Source organism: Ruegeria sp. CF3 (assembly GCF_056537365.1).
Genome location: NZ_JBQFRK010000001.1, coordinates 1,131,950 through 1,149,621 on the forward strand (window position 1 = coordinate 1,131,950; position 17,672 = coordinate 1,149,621).

Genomic DNA, 17,672 nt, shown 5'->3' on the forward strand with positions numbered 1-17,672 from the left:
CGTTTACCCTTCAAATCCGTAATCTCGCTTTGCCTGTTCGGCTGTGATGAACCCGGCGGCCAAGTCGCCTGCCACCGCATCACGATCCCTTTGCTCGGGTGCGCCATAACCACCGCCGCCCGGCAGACTGAGTCTCAGCCGCTGGCCGTTCTTGACCAGTTGCCGACCCTTCGAGCGCAGCTTTGTCCCATCGGACAGTTCGACTGCCCCTGCACCACCGGCCAGCCCGCCATTCCGCCCGCGCGCTGGGTTGACTACCCGGTCGAACATGGCGTTGAAGTAGAAATCATAACCTTCGCGCGGTTCGATCTCGATGGTCTGACCCAGACCGCCGCGCAAAGCCCCAGCTCCACCTGAGCCGTCGCGCAGGTCCTTGCGCCAGACAGTGATTGGCCCGACATGTTCGGTCGCCTCGACGCTCATGGTTGATACGCCGGAGGGGAAGGCCGTGGCGCTCAGCCCGTCAAAGGCCGGGCGCGCACCGGTGCCGCCCGAGTTGAACATCAGCACCTCGCGGTTTGGCAGGCCGCTTTCGGGGTTCGAGGCCCGCGCAGAAATCTGAATGTTCCACAGAGCGCTCGCACCTTCGGCCGGAACTGTGTCGGGCATCGCCTTGTGCAACGCGCCCAGAACCACATCCGGCACCAAATGGCCCATGACGTGGCGCACCGAAACTGGCGCGGGACGTTTGGCCGCTAAGATGCAGCCCGCTGGCGCGGTGATCTGAAACGGCTCAAGCGAGCCTGTGTTGTTCGGCACCTCGGGTGCAATTACACATTTTAGTGCGTAACAGGCATAGGCGCGGGTATAGACCTCGGGGCAGTTCACGCCGAACCGGCTCATCCCCGATGTGCCCGCGAAATCCGCCAGCAGTTGATCGCCATCGACGCTAAGCGTCACCTCCATATGCACCGGGGCGTCATAGCCGTCGACTTGCATCGTCTCGTGATAGGTGCCCGAGGGCACTTTGGCGATCGCCTCCAGCGTCGCCTTACGGCTTGTCTCGATGACGAAATCCGACAGGGATTGCAGGTCGTCAATATCGAACTCATCCATCATCGCCTGAAGGCGGCGGTCACCAGCCTCGTTACAGGCGGCCAGCGAGTACATATCGCCCACAGTCTGATCCGGGGTCCGCACATTGGCGCGGATCATTTCAATCAGCAGAGGTTGAACCTGACCACGTTCGGCGAATTTGGTGATGGGGATCAGTAGACCCTCTTCGAAAACCTCATTGCCGTCCGGGCCAAATCCGCGCCCGCCAATGTCCACCACATGCGCGGTGCATGCGAAATACCCAATATGCGCGCCCTTGCGGAACACCGGAGTGACAACGGTGATGTCATGCAGGTGCCCGGTGCCCAGCCAAGGATCGTTGGTGATGAAGACATCGCCGTCGAACGTGTTCTGTGGCCCGATTTGAGCAGTAAAATGCGTGACGCTTTCTGCCATCGCATTCACGTGGCCCGGAGTTCCGGTCACAGCCTGCGCGATCATCCGGCCCTCGCGGTCGAACAGACCCGCCGACAGGTCGCCCGCCTCGCGGACGGAAGTTGAAAAGGCCGTACGGATAAGTGTTGTGGCCTGTTCCTCCACAACCGCTATCAGGCGGTTCCACATGATCTGATGATCGATATCTGACGCACCCATGGCTTAAGCCTCCTTCGCCAGCAACAGCAAACTTCCATCGCCCTGCCCAACCGCGCGATAGCCCGAGGTAACGACGGTCGACGTTTCGGATTCGACGATGATCGCAGGGCCTTCGACCGCCTTGCCCGGCGCCATGCTGGGCCGATCAACCTCGCGTGCTTCAACCGATTTGCGCAGGGCGGCATCGAAGAACTCGCGCGTCCGCGCGACATCCGCGTCCGACCCACTGTTGTGGCTGATAACAGGTTCGGCATCCGGCAAAACCGTGGAGACTGTCAAAAGCCAATTGGTGATCTCAACTGCCAACCCGTCGATGATCCGACCAAAGAGCGTACGGTAGGCGTCTTCGAACGCCTTAAGGATCAGCGAAACATCACTGTCTTCAAATTGCTTGTGCGGCAGCACCACGGGAATTTCCCATCCCTGACCAAAATAGCGCATTTGAGCGGTCAGACGGATTTCGGTCTCTGCACCCTTGGCACCTTCGTCGACGAAGGCGCGCGCCTCAGCTTCCATCTCGATCAACGCAGCGTTCACCGCGCCAGCGTCGAAATCGTCCAGTCGCTGGAACAGCCCGCGTGTCGCCTCAAAGCTAAACGGCGCTTTCAGGAACCCGATGGCCGAGCCTACACCCGCACCCGGAGGGATGATCAGCGCCTTGATCCCAAGCTTTTCGCATTGGCGACAGGCGTGCAGCGGCGCACCGCCACCAAAGGCGATCATGGTAAAATGCTCGATGTCGCGCCCGTTCTCGACCGTATGAACTCGCGCTGCGTTGGCCATATTCTCATCCACCAGTTCAGTGATCCCAAAGGCGGCATCCCCGGCGGAGAGGTTAAGTTTGGTGGCGGCTTTTTCGGATTCCGCCGTGTGCAATGGGATAGCACCCCCGGCAAAATTGTCCGGATCCAGACGGCCCAGAAGCAGGTTCGCGTCCGTCACTGTCGGCTCGGTCCCGCCACGCCCATAACAGGCTGGTCCAGGTTCCGACGCCGCTGAGCGGGGCCCAACCTGCAAACGGCCCATGCTATCGACCGAGGCAATCGAACCGCCGCCCGCCCCGATTTCGACCATCTCGACAACGGGTGTCGACACGGTCATGCCCGAGCCTTTTTTGAACCGGTAGGTCCGCGCAACTTCGAAGGTATTGGCTGTCTTGGGCGCGCCGTCTTCGATCAGGCAAATCTTGGCGGTGGTTCCGCCCATGTCAAAGCTGAGTACTTTGTCCAGACCATGTGCCCGCGCAAAATCAGCTGCGAAGATCGCCCCACCAGCCGGGCCGGATTCCAGCAAGCGCACAGGCTGTTCCGCAGCGGTTTCGACCGAGATCAGACCGCCGCCAGAATGCAGCATAAACACAGGCGCCGTCACTCCGGTGTCGCGCAAGCGCGCCACCAGACGGCCCAAGTAGTCGGCGACCTGCGGTTGCACATAGGCATTGGCGATTACCGTGTTGAAACGTGGCAGTTCCCGCATCTGCGGCGAGATCACCGAAGACAACGAAATCGACAGGTCTGGCATCGCCTTGCGCAGCGCCTCGCCCATGGCCACCTCGTGCGCGTCATTGGCATAGGCATGGATCAGGCCGATGGCGACCGCTTCGAACCCACCTGCCTTGATCCTATCGACCATCGCGTTGACCTCGGACAGGTCCAACGCCAGCAGCACCTCTCCGTCCGGCCCCATGCGTTCGTTCAGCGTAAAGCGGTCCTGACGCGGCACCAGAGGTTTCGGCAGGTTGAGGTTCAGGTCATATTGCTCAAACCGGTTTTCCGAGCGCATCTCGACCACGTCTCGGAACCCTTCGGTGGTGATAAATGCAGTTCTTGCACCGCGCCGTTCGATCAGCGAATTGGTCACTAGAGTGGTGCCGTGGATAACCTGACCGATGTCACCCAATGCGACACCCGCCTGATCCGCAGCCTTGACGATCCCGTCCAGAATGGCCTGTTCGGGCTGAATGTAGTTGGTCAGAACTTTGCAGGTGGACAAACCGCTAGGATGTTGCAGCGCTACATCCGTAAAGGTTCCACCAATGTCAACGCCGACGCGTATTTTTGAATTGCTCATGGGTCTCTAAAGGCTCTTGAGGACTTGGTTGGCCGTGAAAGCCGTTTGGTAAAGGCGGGACATGATCGGGGCCGATGGCACGGTCGACAATTCGGTCATGGGAAGTGGAAGGTCCTTGGGGTCCATGCCCGAAATCAGTTTGGCCATGCATTCGCCAAATATCGTCCCGGTGGTGATGCCACGCCCGTTGTAACCGATCGGAGTAAGTAGATTGGGCGCCAACTGATAGATACGAGGCAGGTGATCCGGGGTCATGGCTATTTTCCCATGCCACGCTTCCTCGAACTCTACGGGGCCGAGTTCTGGATAGAGGCGCGAAAGCTGTTTCTTGGCCCAACGGTGCGACAATCCTCGACCGACTGACCCGACGACCGCACCCATGGAGCCGATCACAAGGCGGTCATGTGCATCGCGCCGTATGCTGAACATAATCTGACCTGTGTCCCAGATACCCTGACGACCAGGTAAGATGTGCGACATATCCGCGGCCAGAGGCTTCGTGGCCAGCTGAAAATAGCGGATCATAGTGAACACGCGATTCAAGCCCGGCCAAAGCGTATCGCTGTAGGCATTGGTACCCAGCACAACGTACTTGGCCTTGACCGCTCCTCTATCGGTTTCGACAACCCATTTTCCACCGTCTCGCCGAAGGTTGGTTGCGCGCACACCCGTGCTGATTTCGGCGCCCGCGCCCTTTGCGGCACGCGCAAGACCCCGGCAGTAACCCATCGGGTTTATGGTGCCTGCTCGGTGGTCCAACAGGCCACCAAAAAACACGCGAGTCCCTGTTTTCGCCACCATTTCTTTTTCGGATAGCAAATCGACTGGTTCGCCCAGACGTGCCCATTCCGCATGGCGCGCCTTCAAATCTTCGAAGCCAGACGGTGCATGCGCTGCGTGAATGGTTCCAGTTTTGGTAACCTCGCAGCGGATCTGGTGCTTTTCGACCAGATCAAAGACTTGCGCGGGTCCCTCTCCAAACCGCTTTACAAAGCGAGGCCCGTAAGTGTCACCCAGCTTTTTCCGGACCGCAGCTGGCGGGTGCCAAACCCCTGCATTGACCAGACCCACATTGCGCCCTGAGCCACCAAACCCGATATGCTTGGCTTCAAGCACGTGGGCACCCAATCCCCGCTCTGCACAATAAAGCGCGGTCGACAAACCGGTGAACCCACCACCAACAATGGCGACGTCCGTTTCCGCGTCGCCTGTCAATGGGTTCCGAATGTCCGGCTCTTCAGCTGACATATGCCAAAGGGAGATCGGGCTGTCTGTATTCATGCGCGGGCACCCTCTTTATTGAACTGAAGAAAACGCCAGACAAACTGACGATTCCTGTTAACTCAAGTTGCAACGATCTTCTCAATGTGTCAATATACGAAAAATGTGTTTTATATAGCGGAACAAATGATCATGGCAAAGCTCAAAATAACTGCCGCCCAAATGGTGCAGGACTCTCGGGACCGTATTGAGGAAATCGAAACAGCGGACCTGATTGAAATGCTCAGCGATCCCAATGTTATTGTTGTAGACATCCGTGATGTACGCGAGCGTCAACGTAACGGCTTCATTCCAGGAAGTTTCCACGCCCCGCGCGGGATGATCGAATTTTGGGTCGACCCCGACAGCCCATATCACAAGGACATTTTTGCGCAGGAGGGCAAGAAATACGTCTTCCATTGCGCTTCAGGCTGGCGCTCGGCTCTTACCGTAGCCACGTTGCAAGACATGGGTTTTGAAGCCGCACATCTGAAGGACGGCTTCGGGTCTTGGGAGAAATCCGGCGGACCCGTCGAGAAAAAGGATTGAGTTTAAATCGGAAGCTGCGCCTCAGAGTTGGCGCAGTTTCTGGGTTACGCCTTCCGCAGCGTGGTGTACCAACATTCCCAACCGTTCTTCGCCACCGTCGCTCATGTTGATATCGGGCAGCGAGATTCCAAGCGCTGCGATTGCCTCACCGTCGGGCAGCAGTATAGGCGCTCCAAAGCTCAGAATGCGATCTCGGAATTCTCCGCGATCATAGGCAAACCCCCGCTTGAGCGTTTCCTCTACATCTGCGGTGACTTCCTCCAGCGTCGTCAGGGTTTTATCGGTGTATCTGGCCAGTTGACCATCCAGCTTGTCGCGTAGCTGATCGAAATTGCTCGACAGGATAGCCTTGCCTGTACCAACACAATGAATGGGTGCGCTGCCGCCAACCGGGTTCCAAGACCGGATTGGCTTCAGGCTTTCAACCTTGTCAATGTAGATGACGCTCAAACCCTCTGGCACCGCGAGGTAAATCGCTTCGCCCGTCTCCTGGCTAAGATATGCCATCTCGGGCGCGGCGACCGCCCGCAAGTTCAAGTTTTCAACCGAACTGCGCCCAACCTGCCAGGTTTTAAGGGTTGCAGCATAGGTTTTGTCGTCCAGATGCTTGACATACCCAAGCGTGATTAACGTCTGCAAAAGGCGGAACGTGTTTGATTTCGTCAATTCCAGTTCCCGAGACAACTCGGTGACACCTTTGCTGCCCTGATGAGCTGCGAGATTCTCCAGAATGGCCAGCCCCTTAGACAGGGTGGAATCCACTTTTGGGGCTTTTGGTGTTTCGTTCACTGCTCGTCCTTTCCTCGCAACTTGTTCTGTATAGCAGAACGCGAAACAGCTTCAAATGCAGGCTGGTCATGAACCGTCAGCTCGGGCACCTCACCGTCAAAGAGGCGTAGGTCCAACATTGCCGAATGCGACGCAGGGCTCTGCGTCAGGCTCGATGTGCGCATGTCATGGGTCAAGGCGTTTGGATTGCCGTGCCGGTCCCGCTGCTGCGGGGCTTTGTAGTCCGGGTCGTACCAGGCACCCGTCCACAGAAAGACGCAGCCTTTCAGGATATCCGGCGTGACGCGCGCTCCGGCCAGACACCGCCCGCGATCATTGAACAGCTCAACGACATCACCATCATCGATCCCTCGGTCCGCCGCGTCTTCCGGATGGACTAGAACCGGTTCCCGCCCATGCACCTTCAGGCTGAGACTATAATCCCCATTATCCAGTTGCGAATGCAGTCGGGTGCCCGGCTGGCCCGAAAGAAGATACAGCGGTTGCGTGCCCGCAGCAGTATCGCGTGGCTCGAACCAGGTCGGATGCCCGCGACAATCGTCCAACTGAAAACTTGCAATTCTGTCAGAGAATATCTCAATTCGGCCACTAGGTGTTGGCAGCGGGTTGGCATCCGGATCCTGCCGAAACTCCGCCAAGAATACCTGCGTTGGGGACGGGTCGCGTAGTTCTACGACATCACCAGTGATAAAAGCTTCCCAATTCGGCAGACGCTCGCCACTTGCCAAAGCAGCCTCTTGTGTCTGACCCCATATGCGGCGTAACCAGCCCTCTTGATCCAGCCCGTCAGTGAACAAATCCGCGTTGCCCATTCGCCTGGAGAGTTCAGCGTACAGCTCAAACTCGATCCGTGCCTCCTCGCGCGGCTCAGCGCTGGCAGGCATAGGCACCAATGCGTTGTCTGATTTGCCCCCACCGAAATCCGTGCGCTCTTGCGGCGCGGCCACCGGTAGAACGATATCGGCGTGCCGCGCCGTCGCGGTCCAGTTCAGTTCGTTTACGATCACTGCTTCAGGGGTTTGAAACGCATTGTGAAGGCGCCGCAGATCCTGATGGTGGTGAAAAGGATTTCCTCCGGCCCACCAGACCATCCGAATGTCAGGAAACACACGGCTTTCACCGTTGTACTGATATTTGCCACCCGGGTTCAGAAGCATGTCTGAAATCATCGCCACCGGAATGAAATCAGAAATCGGATTCTTACCCTGTGGCAAGGCACCCCAGCGAAACGGTCGTTCGATATTACCGATATTGGCGTTCACGCCATAGCCGACGGTATATCCGCCACCGGGTAGTCCGATTTGTCCGAGCATCGCTGCCAGAGTGACCGTCATCCACAACGGCTGTTCACCGTAGTCCGCCCGCTGAAGCGCTGCAGCGCAAGTTATCATTGTTCGCCCGGCAGCCATTTCCCGCGCCAAGGTTGCAATGCGTTTGGCAGAAACGCCCGAGATCGACGCCGCCCAATCTACTGATTTGACGATCCCGTCGTCATCGCCGCACAGGTAAGCCGCAAATTTGTCAAACCCGACAGTGTAGCGATCAAGGAACTCACGGTCATGTAAGCCTTCGGTCAGCAACGTATGCGCCAGCCCCATCATCACAGTAGTATCCGTGCCGGGTTTGGGCGGCAGCCACTCTGCGTTGATCTCGTCTGCGGCGTCCGTTCTCAACGGGCTGAAATTCACGAACTTCACACCCGCTTCGGCACAGGCCTTCAGGTTGTCCATCATCCGGTGCCGCGCCACACCGCCGTCACTGACCTGCGTGTTTCGCGTAGCCATGCCGCCGAACATCACCACAAGATCTGTGTGTTTCGCGACCACCTGCCAACGGGTCGCCTGCGCGACATGTGTTCTGAACGGCCCGACAATATGCGGCATCAGCACCAAAGCGGCATTGTAGCTGTAGTTGCCCTCCGAGCGCACAAACCCGCCCTGCCCGTTCAAGAAACGCTTGAGCTGGCTCTGGGCATGATGAAAGCGGCCCGCGCTGGACCAACCATAGGAGCCGCCGAAGATCGCCTCGTTGCCGTGGGTCTTGCGCACACGGGTCAGCTCGGCGGCGATCAGGTCCAGCGCATCATCCCAGCTGACTTCGACAAAACTGTCGCGCCCGCGAACGCCTTCCCCGGTCAGCCAGCCGCGCCGCACAGCCGGGCGCAGCACACGGGCGCGGCCATTCAGGCTTGAAGCAACATTGAGATTGATGTCTGAGGGATTCGGGTCGTCAGGATGCGGGTGAACCGCGACCAGTTTGCCGCCTTTTGTTTCTGAAATACCAGCACCCCAATGGTTTCCGGTCAGGGTCCGGGTCGTCTCTGCGGTCACGTCTTTGTTCCGGTATGAAAAACTGTCTTTCCAAATATTGACACAAATTTGGCGACCTGTCATCATGCTGAACAGCATTAGAGGGCACAAAAGTGCAAGACATCCCATTTAATCTAGCAGACTGCCTTGTGCAGGATGGGCGTCCTGATCGTGTTGAGGGTCGGCATGTGAATATGCCGATCGAGCTTGGCTCGACAATGGTTTTTGACAGCTTTGCTGAATTCGACGCCGCGCGCGACGCGCGCTATGAAAGCGGTACACTCTATTATGGGCGCTATGGCAATGCCGCGACCTATAAGCTTGAGCAGATGCTGGCAAAGCTTGAAGGCGCCGAGGCGATCACGCTGACATCCTCAGGCGTGGCCGCCATCACAACGACCCTAATGGCGCTGACCCGCCCAGGCTGCCACGTTCTGGTCGCTGACAACGTCTATGGCAACACGCGTGGGTTTTGCGACGGGCTGCTGACCCAGCAAGGGGTCGAGGTCGAGTATTTCGACCCGATGATGGGCGGCACGATCAGCGATCTGATCCGCTCGGGAACCGCTGCTATTATGTTTGAAAGCCCCGGCTCCGGTACTTTCGAGATGCCCGATATCCGGGCCATCGCAGCAGCGGCAAAATCCGCGAATGTGCCCACGATCCTCGACAACACATGGGGGACGCCCGTCTTCAGCCAACCATTGTCATGGGGCGTCGATATCGTTGTCTACTCGGGTAGCAAATACATCTCGGGCCACTCGGACTGTATGCTGGGGATCACCGCCGGCAACGCCGCTTATGCCAAGATTATTCGCAAGGCAGTCATGCAGGTCGGGGATAAAACCGGCGGCCAGGAAATCCTGCTTGCCCTGCGCGGACTCAGAACGCTGAAGCTGCGGATGGAGTATTTCGATAAAGCCGGTCGCGAAATGGCACAGTGGTTTGCGGACCAGCCGCGGGTGAAAACCGTTCTGCACCCAGCGCTGCCCTCTTGCCCCGGTCATGAAAACTGGACGCGAGATTTTACTGGCGCCGCGGGGCTGTTTGGCGTCGTCTTCCACACCACGAGCGAAAGCGCCGTGCATCGCTTTGTCGACGCGCTGCACCATTTCGGAATAGGGGTCAGTTGGGGCGGATATGAAAGCCTCGCCCTGCCGGTCACGCCTTTGCGCACAGCGACCGAGTGGTCGGAAACCGGCCAGCTTGTCCGTTTCAATATCGGATTGGAGGACCTTGACAATCTGAAAGCAGACGTCGTCAACGCCCTCCCCCTGCTTGATCAGTAAGGATTTGAGAATGCTCAACAAGATCGACCATTTTGCCATCGGCGCAGACACTCTGGCCGAAGGCGTTGCGGCCATGAAGGACGCGCTGGGTGTCGAAGTGCCTCAAGGCTCAAAACACGATGCGATGAGCACGCATAACTGCGTCATGCAGGCGGGGAACGAGAGCTTCTTTGAACTGATCGCAATCGACCCCGATGCCCCGGATCCGGGCCGGGTGCGCTGGTTCACTCTGGATGATCCCGCCACGCAAGACCGGCTGAATGCGCGCCCACGGGCGCTGTGCTGGGTGGTGAACACCGATGATCTGGATGCTGTTATCGCCGCCAGCCCGGTTGATCTGGGTGAAGTTGTCCATTTCCAGCGCGGTGACCGGACCTGGCGTCTGACCGTGCCAAAAGACGGACATCTGCCGGAGAACGGCCTGCTTCCGGCATTCATCGAATGGTCCCCCGGTCCGCACCCGTCAACGGGGCAGCAGAACCTGGGCGTGACGCTTGCAAAGGTGCAGGTACAGACGCCGGATGCCGCGCGTTTGAAGGACATTTTTGAAACACTTCAAATCTCGCATTTGGCCGAGATTTCCGAAGGCCCCACCGCGCTTTCCTTTGTTCTGGAAAGCCCAAACGGAACGGTAACGCTCGACTAAACAAGAGGTGCTCTATGACGATCCCATCGGTCAATCTGTCGCAAAAACCGGAAGTTACCGGTTTCTTTGATCCGGGGTCCAACACGATCACCTATGTCGTGCGCGACCCTGACTCGACGGCCTGTGCCATTGTCGATCCGGTGATGGAGTTTGACCTTGCGGCCGGTCGCCTAACCTTTGAAAGCGCCGATCAGGTCATTGCTTACATTCGCGAGAACGATCTGACCCTTGAATGGATCATCGAAACACACGTCCATGCCGACCACCTGTCAGCCGCGCCTTACCTGCAGCAGGGGTTGGGCGGCGAGATCGGCATAGGCGAGCATGTACAGACCGTTCAGGACACGTTTGGCAAGATCTTCAACGAAGGGACAGAGTTTAAGCGCGACGGCTCGCAGTTTGATGCGCTTTTTGCGGATGGCGGGGCGTATCAGCTGGGCGGTATGTCCTGCTTTGCGCTGCACACACCGGGTCACACACCGGCCTGCATGGTCCATGTAATCGGTAACGCCGTTTTTGTCGGAGACACATTATTCATGCCGGACGGAGGGTCAGCGCGCGCCGATTTCCCCGGCGGCGATGCCGGGCAGCTTTACGACTCGATCCAGCGGGTTCTTTCGCTGCCCGACGAGATGCGGCTTTTCATCTGCCATGATTACGGCCCCGGAGGGCGAGCGATTGCGTGGGAAACCACCATTGGCGAGCAGAAGGCCAAGAACATCCATGTTGGCGGCGGCAAATCGCGGGAAGAATTCATCAAGTTCCGCACGGAACGCGACGCGCAGCTGGCCGTTCCAAAACTCATCCTGCCCTCGCTTCAGGTGAACATGCGGGCCGGTGAGGTGCCCGAGGACAAAGATGGGAACATGATGCTCAAGACACCTATCAATAAATTATAAGCAACTGAACATGCAAAGAACAAACCGCCCATCTGTTTCAAGATGGGCGGTTTTGCAGACGCGGTGAAGGAAGACGGGGAGATTACCGCTCTGCAACTTTCATGCGCCGCTTGAGGTATTCTCCGTATTGGCCAAGGCCGAACAGGAACACCCAGTAGATCGCGGCGACAAAGGCCAATACCTCGATATAATAAGGCGCCCATTCGCCCGTTCCGAAGGCCGCATTGGCCGAGGCGAGCACATCAAAGAACCCGATGATGATCACGATCGCAGTTTCCTTGAAGGTCACAACAACGTTGTTGACCGTTGCCGGCAGCGCGTGACGGAACACCTGCGGCAGAACAATGCGCCCCAAAATCTGCCAATATGTCAGACCCAGCGCCTTGCCCGCTTCGAACTGACCCTTGGGGATGGCCTGAAACCCACCGCGTAACACTTCCGCCTGATAGCAGGCGAAGAACAGGCCAAACGCAATAATCACGCGCCAGATTTTATCCCCTTCCAGCCAACTTGGCAGCAGGATCGGGATGACTACCGCGGCTGTGAAAAGTGTCGTCAGCAGCGGCAGAGAGCGGATAATGTCGATCACCAACGAGGCAAAGCCGCGCACAACGGGCATCTCGGACCTGCGCATCAGCGCAAGGCCCAGCCCCATTGGCATCCCGATCAGAACAACACTTGAGAACAGAAACAGCGTCAGCGCCAGACCGCCCCATTGATCCGTGGTGACCTGCGGCAAGCCCAGCAGACTGCCCTCCATCAGCAGGTAGTAGATGGCGAAACCCACTATCCAAATGGTCGACAGGCGCTTGGCCGTCCAGGTCCAGGGAAAGCACGAGATAATAACCGTGCCAACAATCGACAAACAAGCTAACGCTGAACGCCAGTGTTCATCATACGGATAAAGACCAAACAGGATCAGCCGATGCCGGGCGTCGATAACCGACCAGCACGCACCGCCATGGCCGCATTCTTCGACATTGTCTGCGCTCCACACCGCGTGGAAGACCCCCCAGCTGAGCGCTTGCCAGACCAACCAAGCGAGGCCCGCAAATACAACAACTGTGATGACCGAATCCGTCGGCGTGGCGAACGAACGGCGGCGGATTTTCTCCCAGTCGAAATTATTGGTAACTACCGCGTCAGCCATATCAATGCGCCTTCAGTTTGAGGCTTTCGTTCAGCCAGTTGATGAACTGAGCAATCGAGAAATTGACCAGCAGGAACGCGCCCATGAGGATAGCAATCAGTTCCAGTGTCTGCCCGGACTGCGTGATTGAGGTAGAGACGATGTAGAACAGGTCAGAGAACCCGATGGCGACACCGATGGTTGTGGCTTTCATGATGAAAATCCACTGGTTTCCAAGCGGCGGTATAATCGTCCGCAGCGCCATGGGCATCTTGATCCGCGCCCAGATCGCACGCTGGGTTAGCCCCAGCGCCTCACCGGCCTCAATTAGCCCCTTGGGCACTTCGGCAAGGCCACCACGTACAACCTCAGCGATATAGGCAGAGCCATATAGCGTAATGGCGATGATCATCACCAGTAGTTCGGGTGAAATCGTCAAACCGCCCTCAAACCGCAGGCCCTTGAGCGCGGGCCAGGAGATTGCCCCCTCACCCGCCGGAACTGTCAGGCCGGTTGCGATAAGAACCATGAAAAAGCCAAGACCGATCAGCGCCAGCGCAATTTTGGCAAGGCTGATCTTCATCCTCGACAGAAAAAATGCCGCCGCGATCAGGACCAATACCATGACAAGAACGACGGTCAGAGACACGTTCAGCAGCGGGATCATCAACCCGCGGTTTGACAGGAAAATCGCTTCGCACAGATTCATCGCCTGCCTTGGTCCCGGCAGGTGGATCACAACGGCGTACCAAAAGATGCCCTGCAGGATCAGCGGAATGTTCCGGAATGTTTGGATATAGACTGTCGCAGCGGTTTTCAGCGCCGGGTTCCGCGCGTCGCGAAACGTCCCGATGAGAAACCCAAAGACAGTGGAAAGCACAATCGTCAGAAAGCCTAAGAAAACAGTGTTCAGGAACCCGATCGTCAGGGTCCGAGCATAGCTGTCATTGATATCCCGGTCTATCAGCGAAAACGAATAGGACCAACCGGTAGACCGCTCGAGGAACCCAAAACCACTTGCCAGCCCCAAAGCATTCAGATTGATCTTGGCACTTTGGATGGCGCTGATGACGACCAGCGCAGAAAACACGATCAGTGCGCTTTGGATGATCAATTTGCGCCTGTTGGCGCGCGCCTTCAGTTCGGATGCGTCCATGGCTTTTAATCTTCTGATTTTTGGGGGGGAATGCGGGGCCGCAATACCACGCGGCCCCGTGTCTAAGTTACCTCTTAGTCAAGCTGTGGAGCATACAGAACACCGCCGTGGCTCCAGAGATTGTTCAGACCGCGTTCCAGCCTATACGGGCTGTTGTCACCAAGGTTTCGGTGGTAAATCTCACCATAGTTACCGACGGCTGCGATCATCTCTTTCGCCCATGTGTCACGGATGCCTAGACGCTCACCCATGCCCGGCTCCGCACCCAGCAGACGCGCAATTTTGGGGTTCGGCGGGTTTAATGCCATTTCTTCGACATTCTCCGATGTAATGCCTTCTTCTTCGGCAATCAGCAGAGCGGCCAGCATCCAGTTGGTAAAGTCGACAAAGTCCTCGTCGCCCTGACGCATCGCGGCTGAGATCGGTTCATTCGAAAGTTGATCGTTTAAGATCACGTGCGCATCTGGATTTTCAATCTCGGTGGCGCGCAGAACGGCCAGGAACGGGCCCCAGGCGACGAAGCTATCGCATCTGTTGGCCAGATAAGCCGCGCGTAGTTCCGATGCTTTTTCGTAGCTCACCATCGTGTGCTCTACTCCAAGGCTCTCAAGGTAGTTAGCAGCGATGCGCTCAATAGTCGTACCCGCCTCAACACAAATCGTACCGCCTTCCAAGTCTTTGGCTTCGGTGATGCCCAAATTTCCATGCGCCATGAATTGCGCACCGCCAAAGAAGTATGGGATCGAGAATTGCAGCCCAAGTTCAGTGTCGCGACCCATAGTCCAGCCGGTTGCCTTTATAATGATATCAACATCACCCGATTGCAGCGCAGGGAAACGCTGAGCCCAACTCAAAGGAACAATCTGCGCCTTGCCAGGATCACCCAGCAGCGCGGTGGTCATCGCTCGGCAAAGGTCAATGTCCAAGCCTTTCCACTCATTTTTGTCATTCACTTCGACAAAACCAAAATATGAGCCGTTGTGACCTGAGCAAAGCATTTTGCCACGCTCCTGGATTGCTTTGATGGTCGGGCTTTCCGCAAGTGCCAAACTTGGGAAAGCGAACCCCGCGGCAACAGCTAAACTTGCCACTACACCTTTGACATGCATTTTTCTTCACTCCACTGTTGTTCTATATTTCAGCACATACGTATTGATATAGAGAATGTACAACTTGTCGCAACGAGTCAACAGTCTCGACTGTGGAACCCTCCATTGGGGTCAGAGAGCAGAGAATTCTCGCTCAAATTCTGTGCATTTGGTTGGTATTCATTTCTTAGCTTGCTTCGAGTTACTGCAAGAAAAGCCAATCACGCTCGAAAAACAGCAAGTACTTCAGAATCCAGAATACTTCGCTAAAATAACGGGTTGAAGGACAGACAATTGAGGCAATTGCAAATCCAAACCCAATTTCACCGTTGTTTCGGCGCATAACCGGAGTACGGATACCCAAACACGATGCGTTCAGGTTCACCAAATGAACGCCAAGGCGGTTGAGTTCAATACAAGCTAAGACCGATGCTGATCTTACCCAAATTCATCGCTAGCTCGACAGACGACGGTGGAGCGAAATTACAGTTATTGCTCAACATAAATTGGCGGTCGACTTAAGTGGGGGCCTTTATCGAGCTCAACTTTGTGAAGGTGCACCCCCCTTTATGCGCCGTTCTCGGTTCGCAAAAAACGCGCTGAGAAGCATTCAACTTTTCAGTCCAAGTCCCAATAGGTCAATGTTTCAGCAGAGGAGGCTTTAGAACTGATCGGCATTAAGACAGCAGCATCTGAACTCTGGAATCGAGGTCTTGTTGCATGCGTTCGCCACTCCAACCAGCGCGCCCTCGGAACATGTAGCCTTGCCTCAGGTCATAAAGAAGCGCGGCCCGTTCACGAGACGGAAAATCTGCGGGCAAGGTCCCCTTTTCGATCTCCCGGTCGAACCGAGCGGCAAGGCGTTTCTCGGTATCTTCAATCGCCGCCTCAATGCGTTCGGCCACGCCTTCGACCTGCCCGACCGTCGTGACCACGCTTGAGGCCAAAAAGCACCCTTTCGCGCCGCTTTCATGCTCAGTGGCATAGTGCACCACTTCGGACAGAAACCCCTTGATGGCTTTGGTAATATCTTCCTCGGTCTCGAAGGCCACCACGGGGGCGCAGCCATCCACGTCGGCGTAGAGGTCGATGGTTTTGAGATACAGCTCTCGCTTATCACCAAAGGCCGCATAAAGGCTTGGCCCAGTGATCCCCATCGCCTGCGTCAGATCACGCAGAGACGCCCCGTCATAACCCTTGGTCCAGAAGACCGACATCGCCTGCATAAGGGCTTCGTCATAGTCGAAGTTTCTCGGTCGACCAATTTTTTTTGTAACGGTCAATATATAATTCCTTGACTCTCGCGTTGCTGCGATAATTATGTATCAATCAATATATAACAAGAAAGGCTCCTCATGACCAGCCCTAAACCTGCCGTCGGAAAGGCATTTCCGACGATCAATATACCTGTGCTTGGCGGTAACACTCGAAGCCTGTCCGCACCCCGGGACGGGTACGACTGGATGTTGACCGTCGTCTATCGCGGCAAACACTGCCCGCTTTGCACGATCTACTTGAGAGAATTGAACAGCGCGCTCCCTGACCTGAACGATTTAGGTGTCGATGTGCTGGTGGTCTCAGCCGATAGCGCAGAGCGTGCCACGGCACAAATGCAAGATGTCTCACCGGTATTCGATGTTGGCTATGGCCTGAGCGTTGCGCAGATGCAGGCGCTGGGTCTGTACATCTCTGGCCCGCGCAACGGTATGGATGTCGAGGGGCCATTTGCCGAGCCCGGTCTGTTCGTCATCAACGGTCAAGGCGTATTGCAAATCGTCGACATCTCGAACGTCCCCTTTGCCCGACCCAGCCTGACCAGCCTTGTGATGGGTATCCGATTCCTGCGGGGGTTGTCGGGCGACTTCCCAGTCAACGGCAGCCACGCCTGAAGGAGAACTGAAATGGCAGACAGAACAGAAACAGGCGTGCGCGCCGCGGTTGAGGACCTGATGAATGTCGCGATCCACGGCGATACCAGCGGTCTGGACCGCATCTATCACCAAGACATACAAATCCTGATGCTGGACATCAGCGGCGAATTGGCACGTTTTGACAAACCCAGCTTCATGGCTCTGATGGCCAGCTCGGTCAAAGACACAAACCCGGATGATCACAAATGGGCCCGGTTCAACGCTGTTGAAGCCAATGGAGACCAAGGACATGTCCTGATCACCCGACGCGTGCCAATCGGCGATGCACGCAAAGCGCTTGAGCTCAGCATCGATCTGATTTTCGAAGACGACCGCTGGCAGGTCACGCGAGAGGTGATCTTCGCGCGCCCTGACCCAGATCCGATTTCCTGACACCTCCCCATCAAAAAAAAGGAACGCATTATGCGTATGATGACCCCCATTATGGCTGTCCTGCTATCGACCGGTGTCGTCGTTGCAGATGACACAGCCTCCAGCCTGAGCGCTGTTAACGACCAGTTCAACGCCTTCGCCGCCAATCACGACGCGCCTGGCCTGGTGTCGCTCTATTCCGAAGACACGCTTTGGATCGAACAGGGCAAACCTGTTCGTCAGGGTTTGGAAGGTCCTCGTGAGTTGTTCGAATTCGTCACCGCCAATAAAGGCGACGTCACCCACACGATTGACCACGTTTACGTCTCGGACGACGAGACCTTGGCGGTGATGATCGGGTTCGTTGAGGCAAAAATCGAAGCCGTCGGTATGGATGCAACAGGCACCTACCTGTTTGTCTTACGTCCGGAAGACGATGGTTGGGAAATCATTACCGACATGTGGCATCAGCATGCTCCTGAGGACAACTGAGACCTGAGGCACGAGCCATTCGCTTGATCAGGGAGGCACCTGCGTGGGTGCCTCCCAACAATTT

The 17,672-nt window shown here is 56.8% G+C and carries 16 protein-coding genes; 7 read left to right on the forward strand and 9 right to left on the reverse strand.

Going from position 1 to position 17,672, the window contains the following annotated elements:
- Positions 1 to 3: 3 nt before the first annotated feature.
- Genes ACR0KC_RS05710 through ACR0KC_RS05720 form a run of 3 tightly spaced genes read right to left on the reverse strand, consistent with a single transcriptional unit; the run spans position 4 to position 5,001 of the window.
- Positions 4 to 1,650 carry a hydantoinase B/oxoprolinase family protein gene (locus tag ACR0KC_RS05710; RefSeq protein WP_480705370.1) on the reverse strand — a complete coding sequence of 549 codons (1,647 nt, stop codon included), beginning with the start codon at positions 1,648 to 1,650 and terminating at the stop codon, positions 4 to 6.
- Between the two features lie 3 nt (positions 1,651 to 1,653).
- Positions 1,654 to 3,720, reverse strand: coding sequence for a hydantoinase/oxoprolinase family protein (locus ACR0KC_RS05715; protein ID WP_480771586.1), 2,067 nt, complete (start codon positions 3,718 to 3,720; stop codon positions 1,654 to 1,656).
- A gap of 6 nt (positions 3,721 to 3,726) precedes the next feature.
- Entirely contained in the window at positions 3,727 to 5,001 is a 1,275-nt protein-coding gene (locus tag ACR0KC_RS05720) for an NAD(P)/FAD-dependent oxidoreductase (RefSeq protein WP_170597104.1), read from the reverse strand.
- Between the two features lie 132 nt (positions 5,002 to 5,133).
- Between ACR0KC_RS05720 and ACR0KC_RS05725 the strand changes: the two genes are divergently transcribed.
- Positions 5,134 to 5,529, forward strand: a complete 396-nt coding sequence (locus ACR0KC_RS05725) for a rhodanese-like domain-containing protein (RefSeq protein ID WP_170597103.1) — start codon at positions 5,134 to 5,136, stop codon at positions 5,527 to 5,529.
- A 21-nt stretch (positions 5,530 to 5,550) separates the two neighbouring features.
- Here the strand turns inward: ACR0KC_RS05725 and ACR0KC_RS05730 are convergent, their stop codons facing one another.
- Positions 5,551 to 6,318 (reverse strand): IclR family transcriptional regulator, encoded by a 768-nt coding sequence (locus tag ACR0KC_RS05730; protein ID WP_170597102.1) that lies wholly within the window; start codon positions 6,316 to 6,318, stop codon positions 5,551 to 5,553.
- Positions 6,315 to 8,648, reverse strand: a complete 2,334-nt coding sequence (locus ACR0KC_RS05735; protein ID WP_480705375.1) for a molybdopterin-dependent oxidoreductase — start codon at positions 8,646 to 8,648, stop codon at positions 6,315 to 6,317. Before ACR0KC_RS05735 ends, ACR0KC_RS05730 begins: the two co-directional genes overlap by 4 nt.
- 92 nt (positions 8,649 to 8,740) lie before the next feature.
- On the opposite strand from ACR0KC_RS05735, the gene metC reads away from it, so the two are divergent.
- Genes metC through ACR0KC_RS05750 form a run of 3 tightly spaced genes read left to right on the forward strand, consistent with a single transcriptional unit; the run spans position 8,741 to position 11,461 of the window.
- Positions 8,741 to 9,916 carry a cystathionine beta-lyase gene (metC, locus tag ACR0KC_RS05740; RefSeq protein WP_480705377.1) on the forward strand — a complete coding sequence of 392 codons (1,176 nt, stop codon included), beginning with the start codon at positions 8,741 to 8,743 and terminating at the stop codon, positions 9,914 to 9,916.
- A gap of 10 nt (positions 9,917 to 9,926) precedes the next feature.
- The gene (locus ACR0KC_RS05745) at positions 9,927 to 10,562 is read left to right on the forward strand and encodes a VOC family protein (protein WP_480705379.1); all 636 of its coding nucleotides are present in this window, start codon (positions 9,927 to 9,929) and stop codon (positions 10,560 to 10,562) included.
- 14 nt (positions 10,563 to 10,576) lie between these two features.
- Positions 10,577 to 11,461, forward strand: coding sequence for an MBL fold metallo-hydrolase (locus tag ACR0KC_RS05750; protein WP_170597098.1), 885 nt, complete (start codon positions 10,577 to 10,579; stop codon positions 11,459 to 11,461).
- 82 nt (positions 11,462 to 11,543) lie between these two features.
- On the opposite strand, the gene ACR0KC_RS05755 is transcribed toward ACR0KC_RS05750, so the two are convergent.
- From ACR0KC_RS05755 to ACR0KC_RS05770, 4 genes are all read right to left on the reverse strand, one after another.
- Positions 11,544 to 12,611: an amino acid ABC transporter permease gene (locus tag ACR0KC_RS05755; protein WP_170597097.1), complete on the reverse strand. Its 1,068-nt coding sequence runs from the start codon at positions 12,609 to 12,611 to the stop codon at positions 11,544 to 11,546.
- Position 12,612: 1 nt separating this feature from the next.
- Positions 12,613 to 13,746, reverse strand: a complete 1,134-nt coding sequence (locus ACR0KC_RS05760; RefSeq protein ID WP_480705381.1) for an ABC transporter permease subunit — start codon at positions 13,744 to 13,746, stop codon at positions 12,613 to 12,615.
- A 74-nt stretch (positions 13,747 to 13,820) separates the two neighbouring features.
- Positions 13,821 to 14,855, reverse strand: coding sequence for an amino acid ABC transporter substrate-binding protein (locus tag ACR0KC_RS05765; protein WP_170597095.1), 1,035 nt, complete (start codon positions 14,853 to 14,855; stop codon positions 13,821 to 13,823).
- A 656-nt stretch (positions 14,856 to 15,511) separates the two neighbouring features.
- Positions 15,512 to 16,117 (reverse strand): TetR/AcrR family transcriptional regulator, encoded by a 606-nt coding sequence (locus tag ACR0KC_RS05770; protein WP_480705383.1) that lies wholly within the window; start codon positions 16,115 to 16,117, stop codon positions 15,512 to 15,514.
- Positions 16,118 to 16,189: 72 nt separating this feature from the next.
- Here ACR0KC_RS05770 and ACR0KC_RS05775 point away from each other — a divergent pair, with 72 nt between their 5' ends.
- From ACR0KC_RS05775 to ACR0KC_RS05785, 3 genes are read left to right on the forward strand one after another with little or no spacing between them, the layout of a single operon-like run.
- Positions 16,190 to 16,723 carry a peroxiredoxin-like family protein gene (locus ACR0KC_RS05775; RefSeq protein WP_170597094.1) on the forward strand — a complete coding sequence of 178 codons (534 nt, stop codon included), beginning with the start codon at positions 16,190 to 16,192 and terminating at the stop codon, positions 16,721 to 16,723.
- A gap of 12 nt (positions 16,724 to 16,735) precedes the next feature.
- Positions 16,736 to 17,137 carry a nuclear transport factor 2 family protein gene (locus tag ACR0KC_RS05780; RefSeq protein ID WP_480705385.1) on the forward strand — a complete coding sequence of 134 codons (402 nt, stop codon included), beginning with the start codon at positions 16,736 to 16,738 and terminating at the stop codon, positions 17,135 to 17,137.
- A 30-nt stretch (positions 17,138 to 17,167) separates the two neighbouring features.
- Entirely contained in the window at positions 17,168 to 17,608 is a 441-nt protein-coding gene (locus ACR0KC_RS05785) for a nuclear transport factor 2 family protein (protein WP_170597092.1), read from the forward strand.
- Positions 17,609 to 17,672 lie beyond the last annotated feature (64 nt).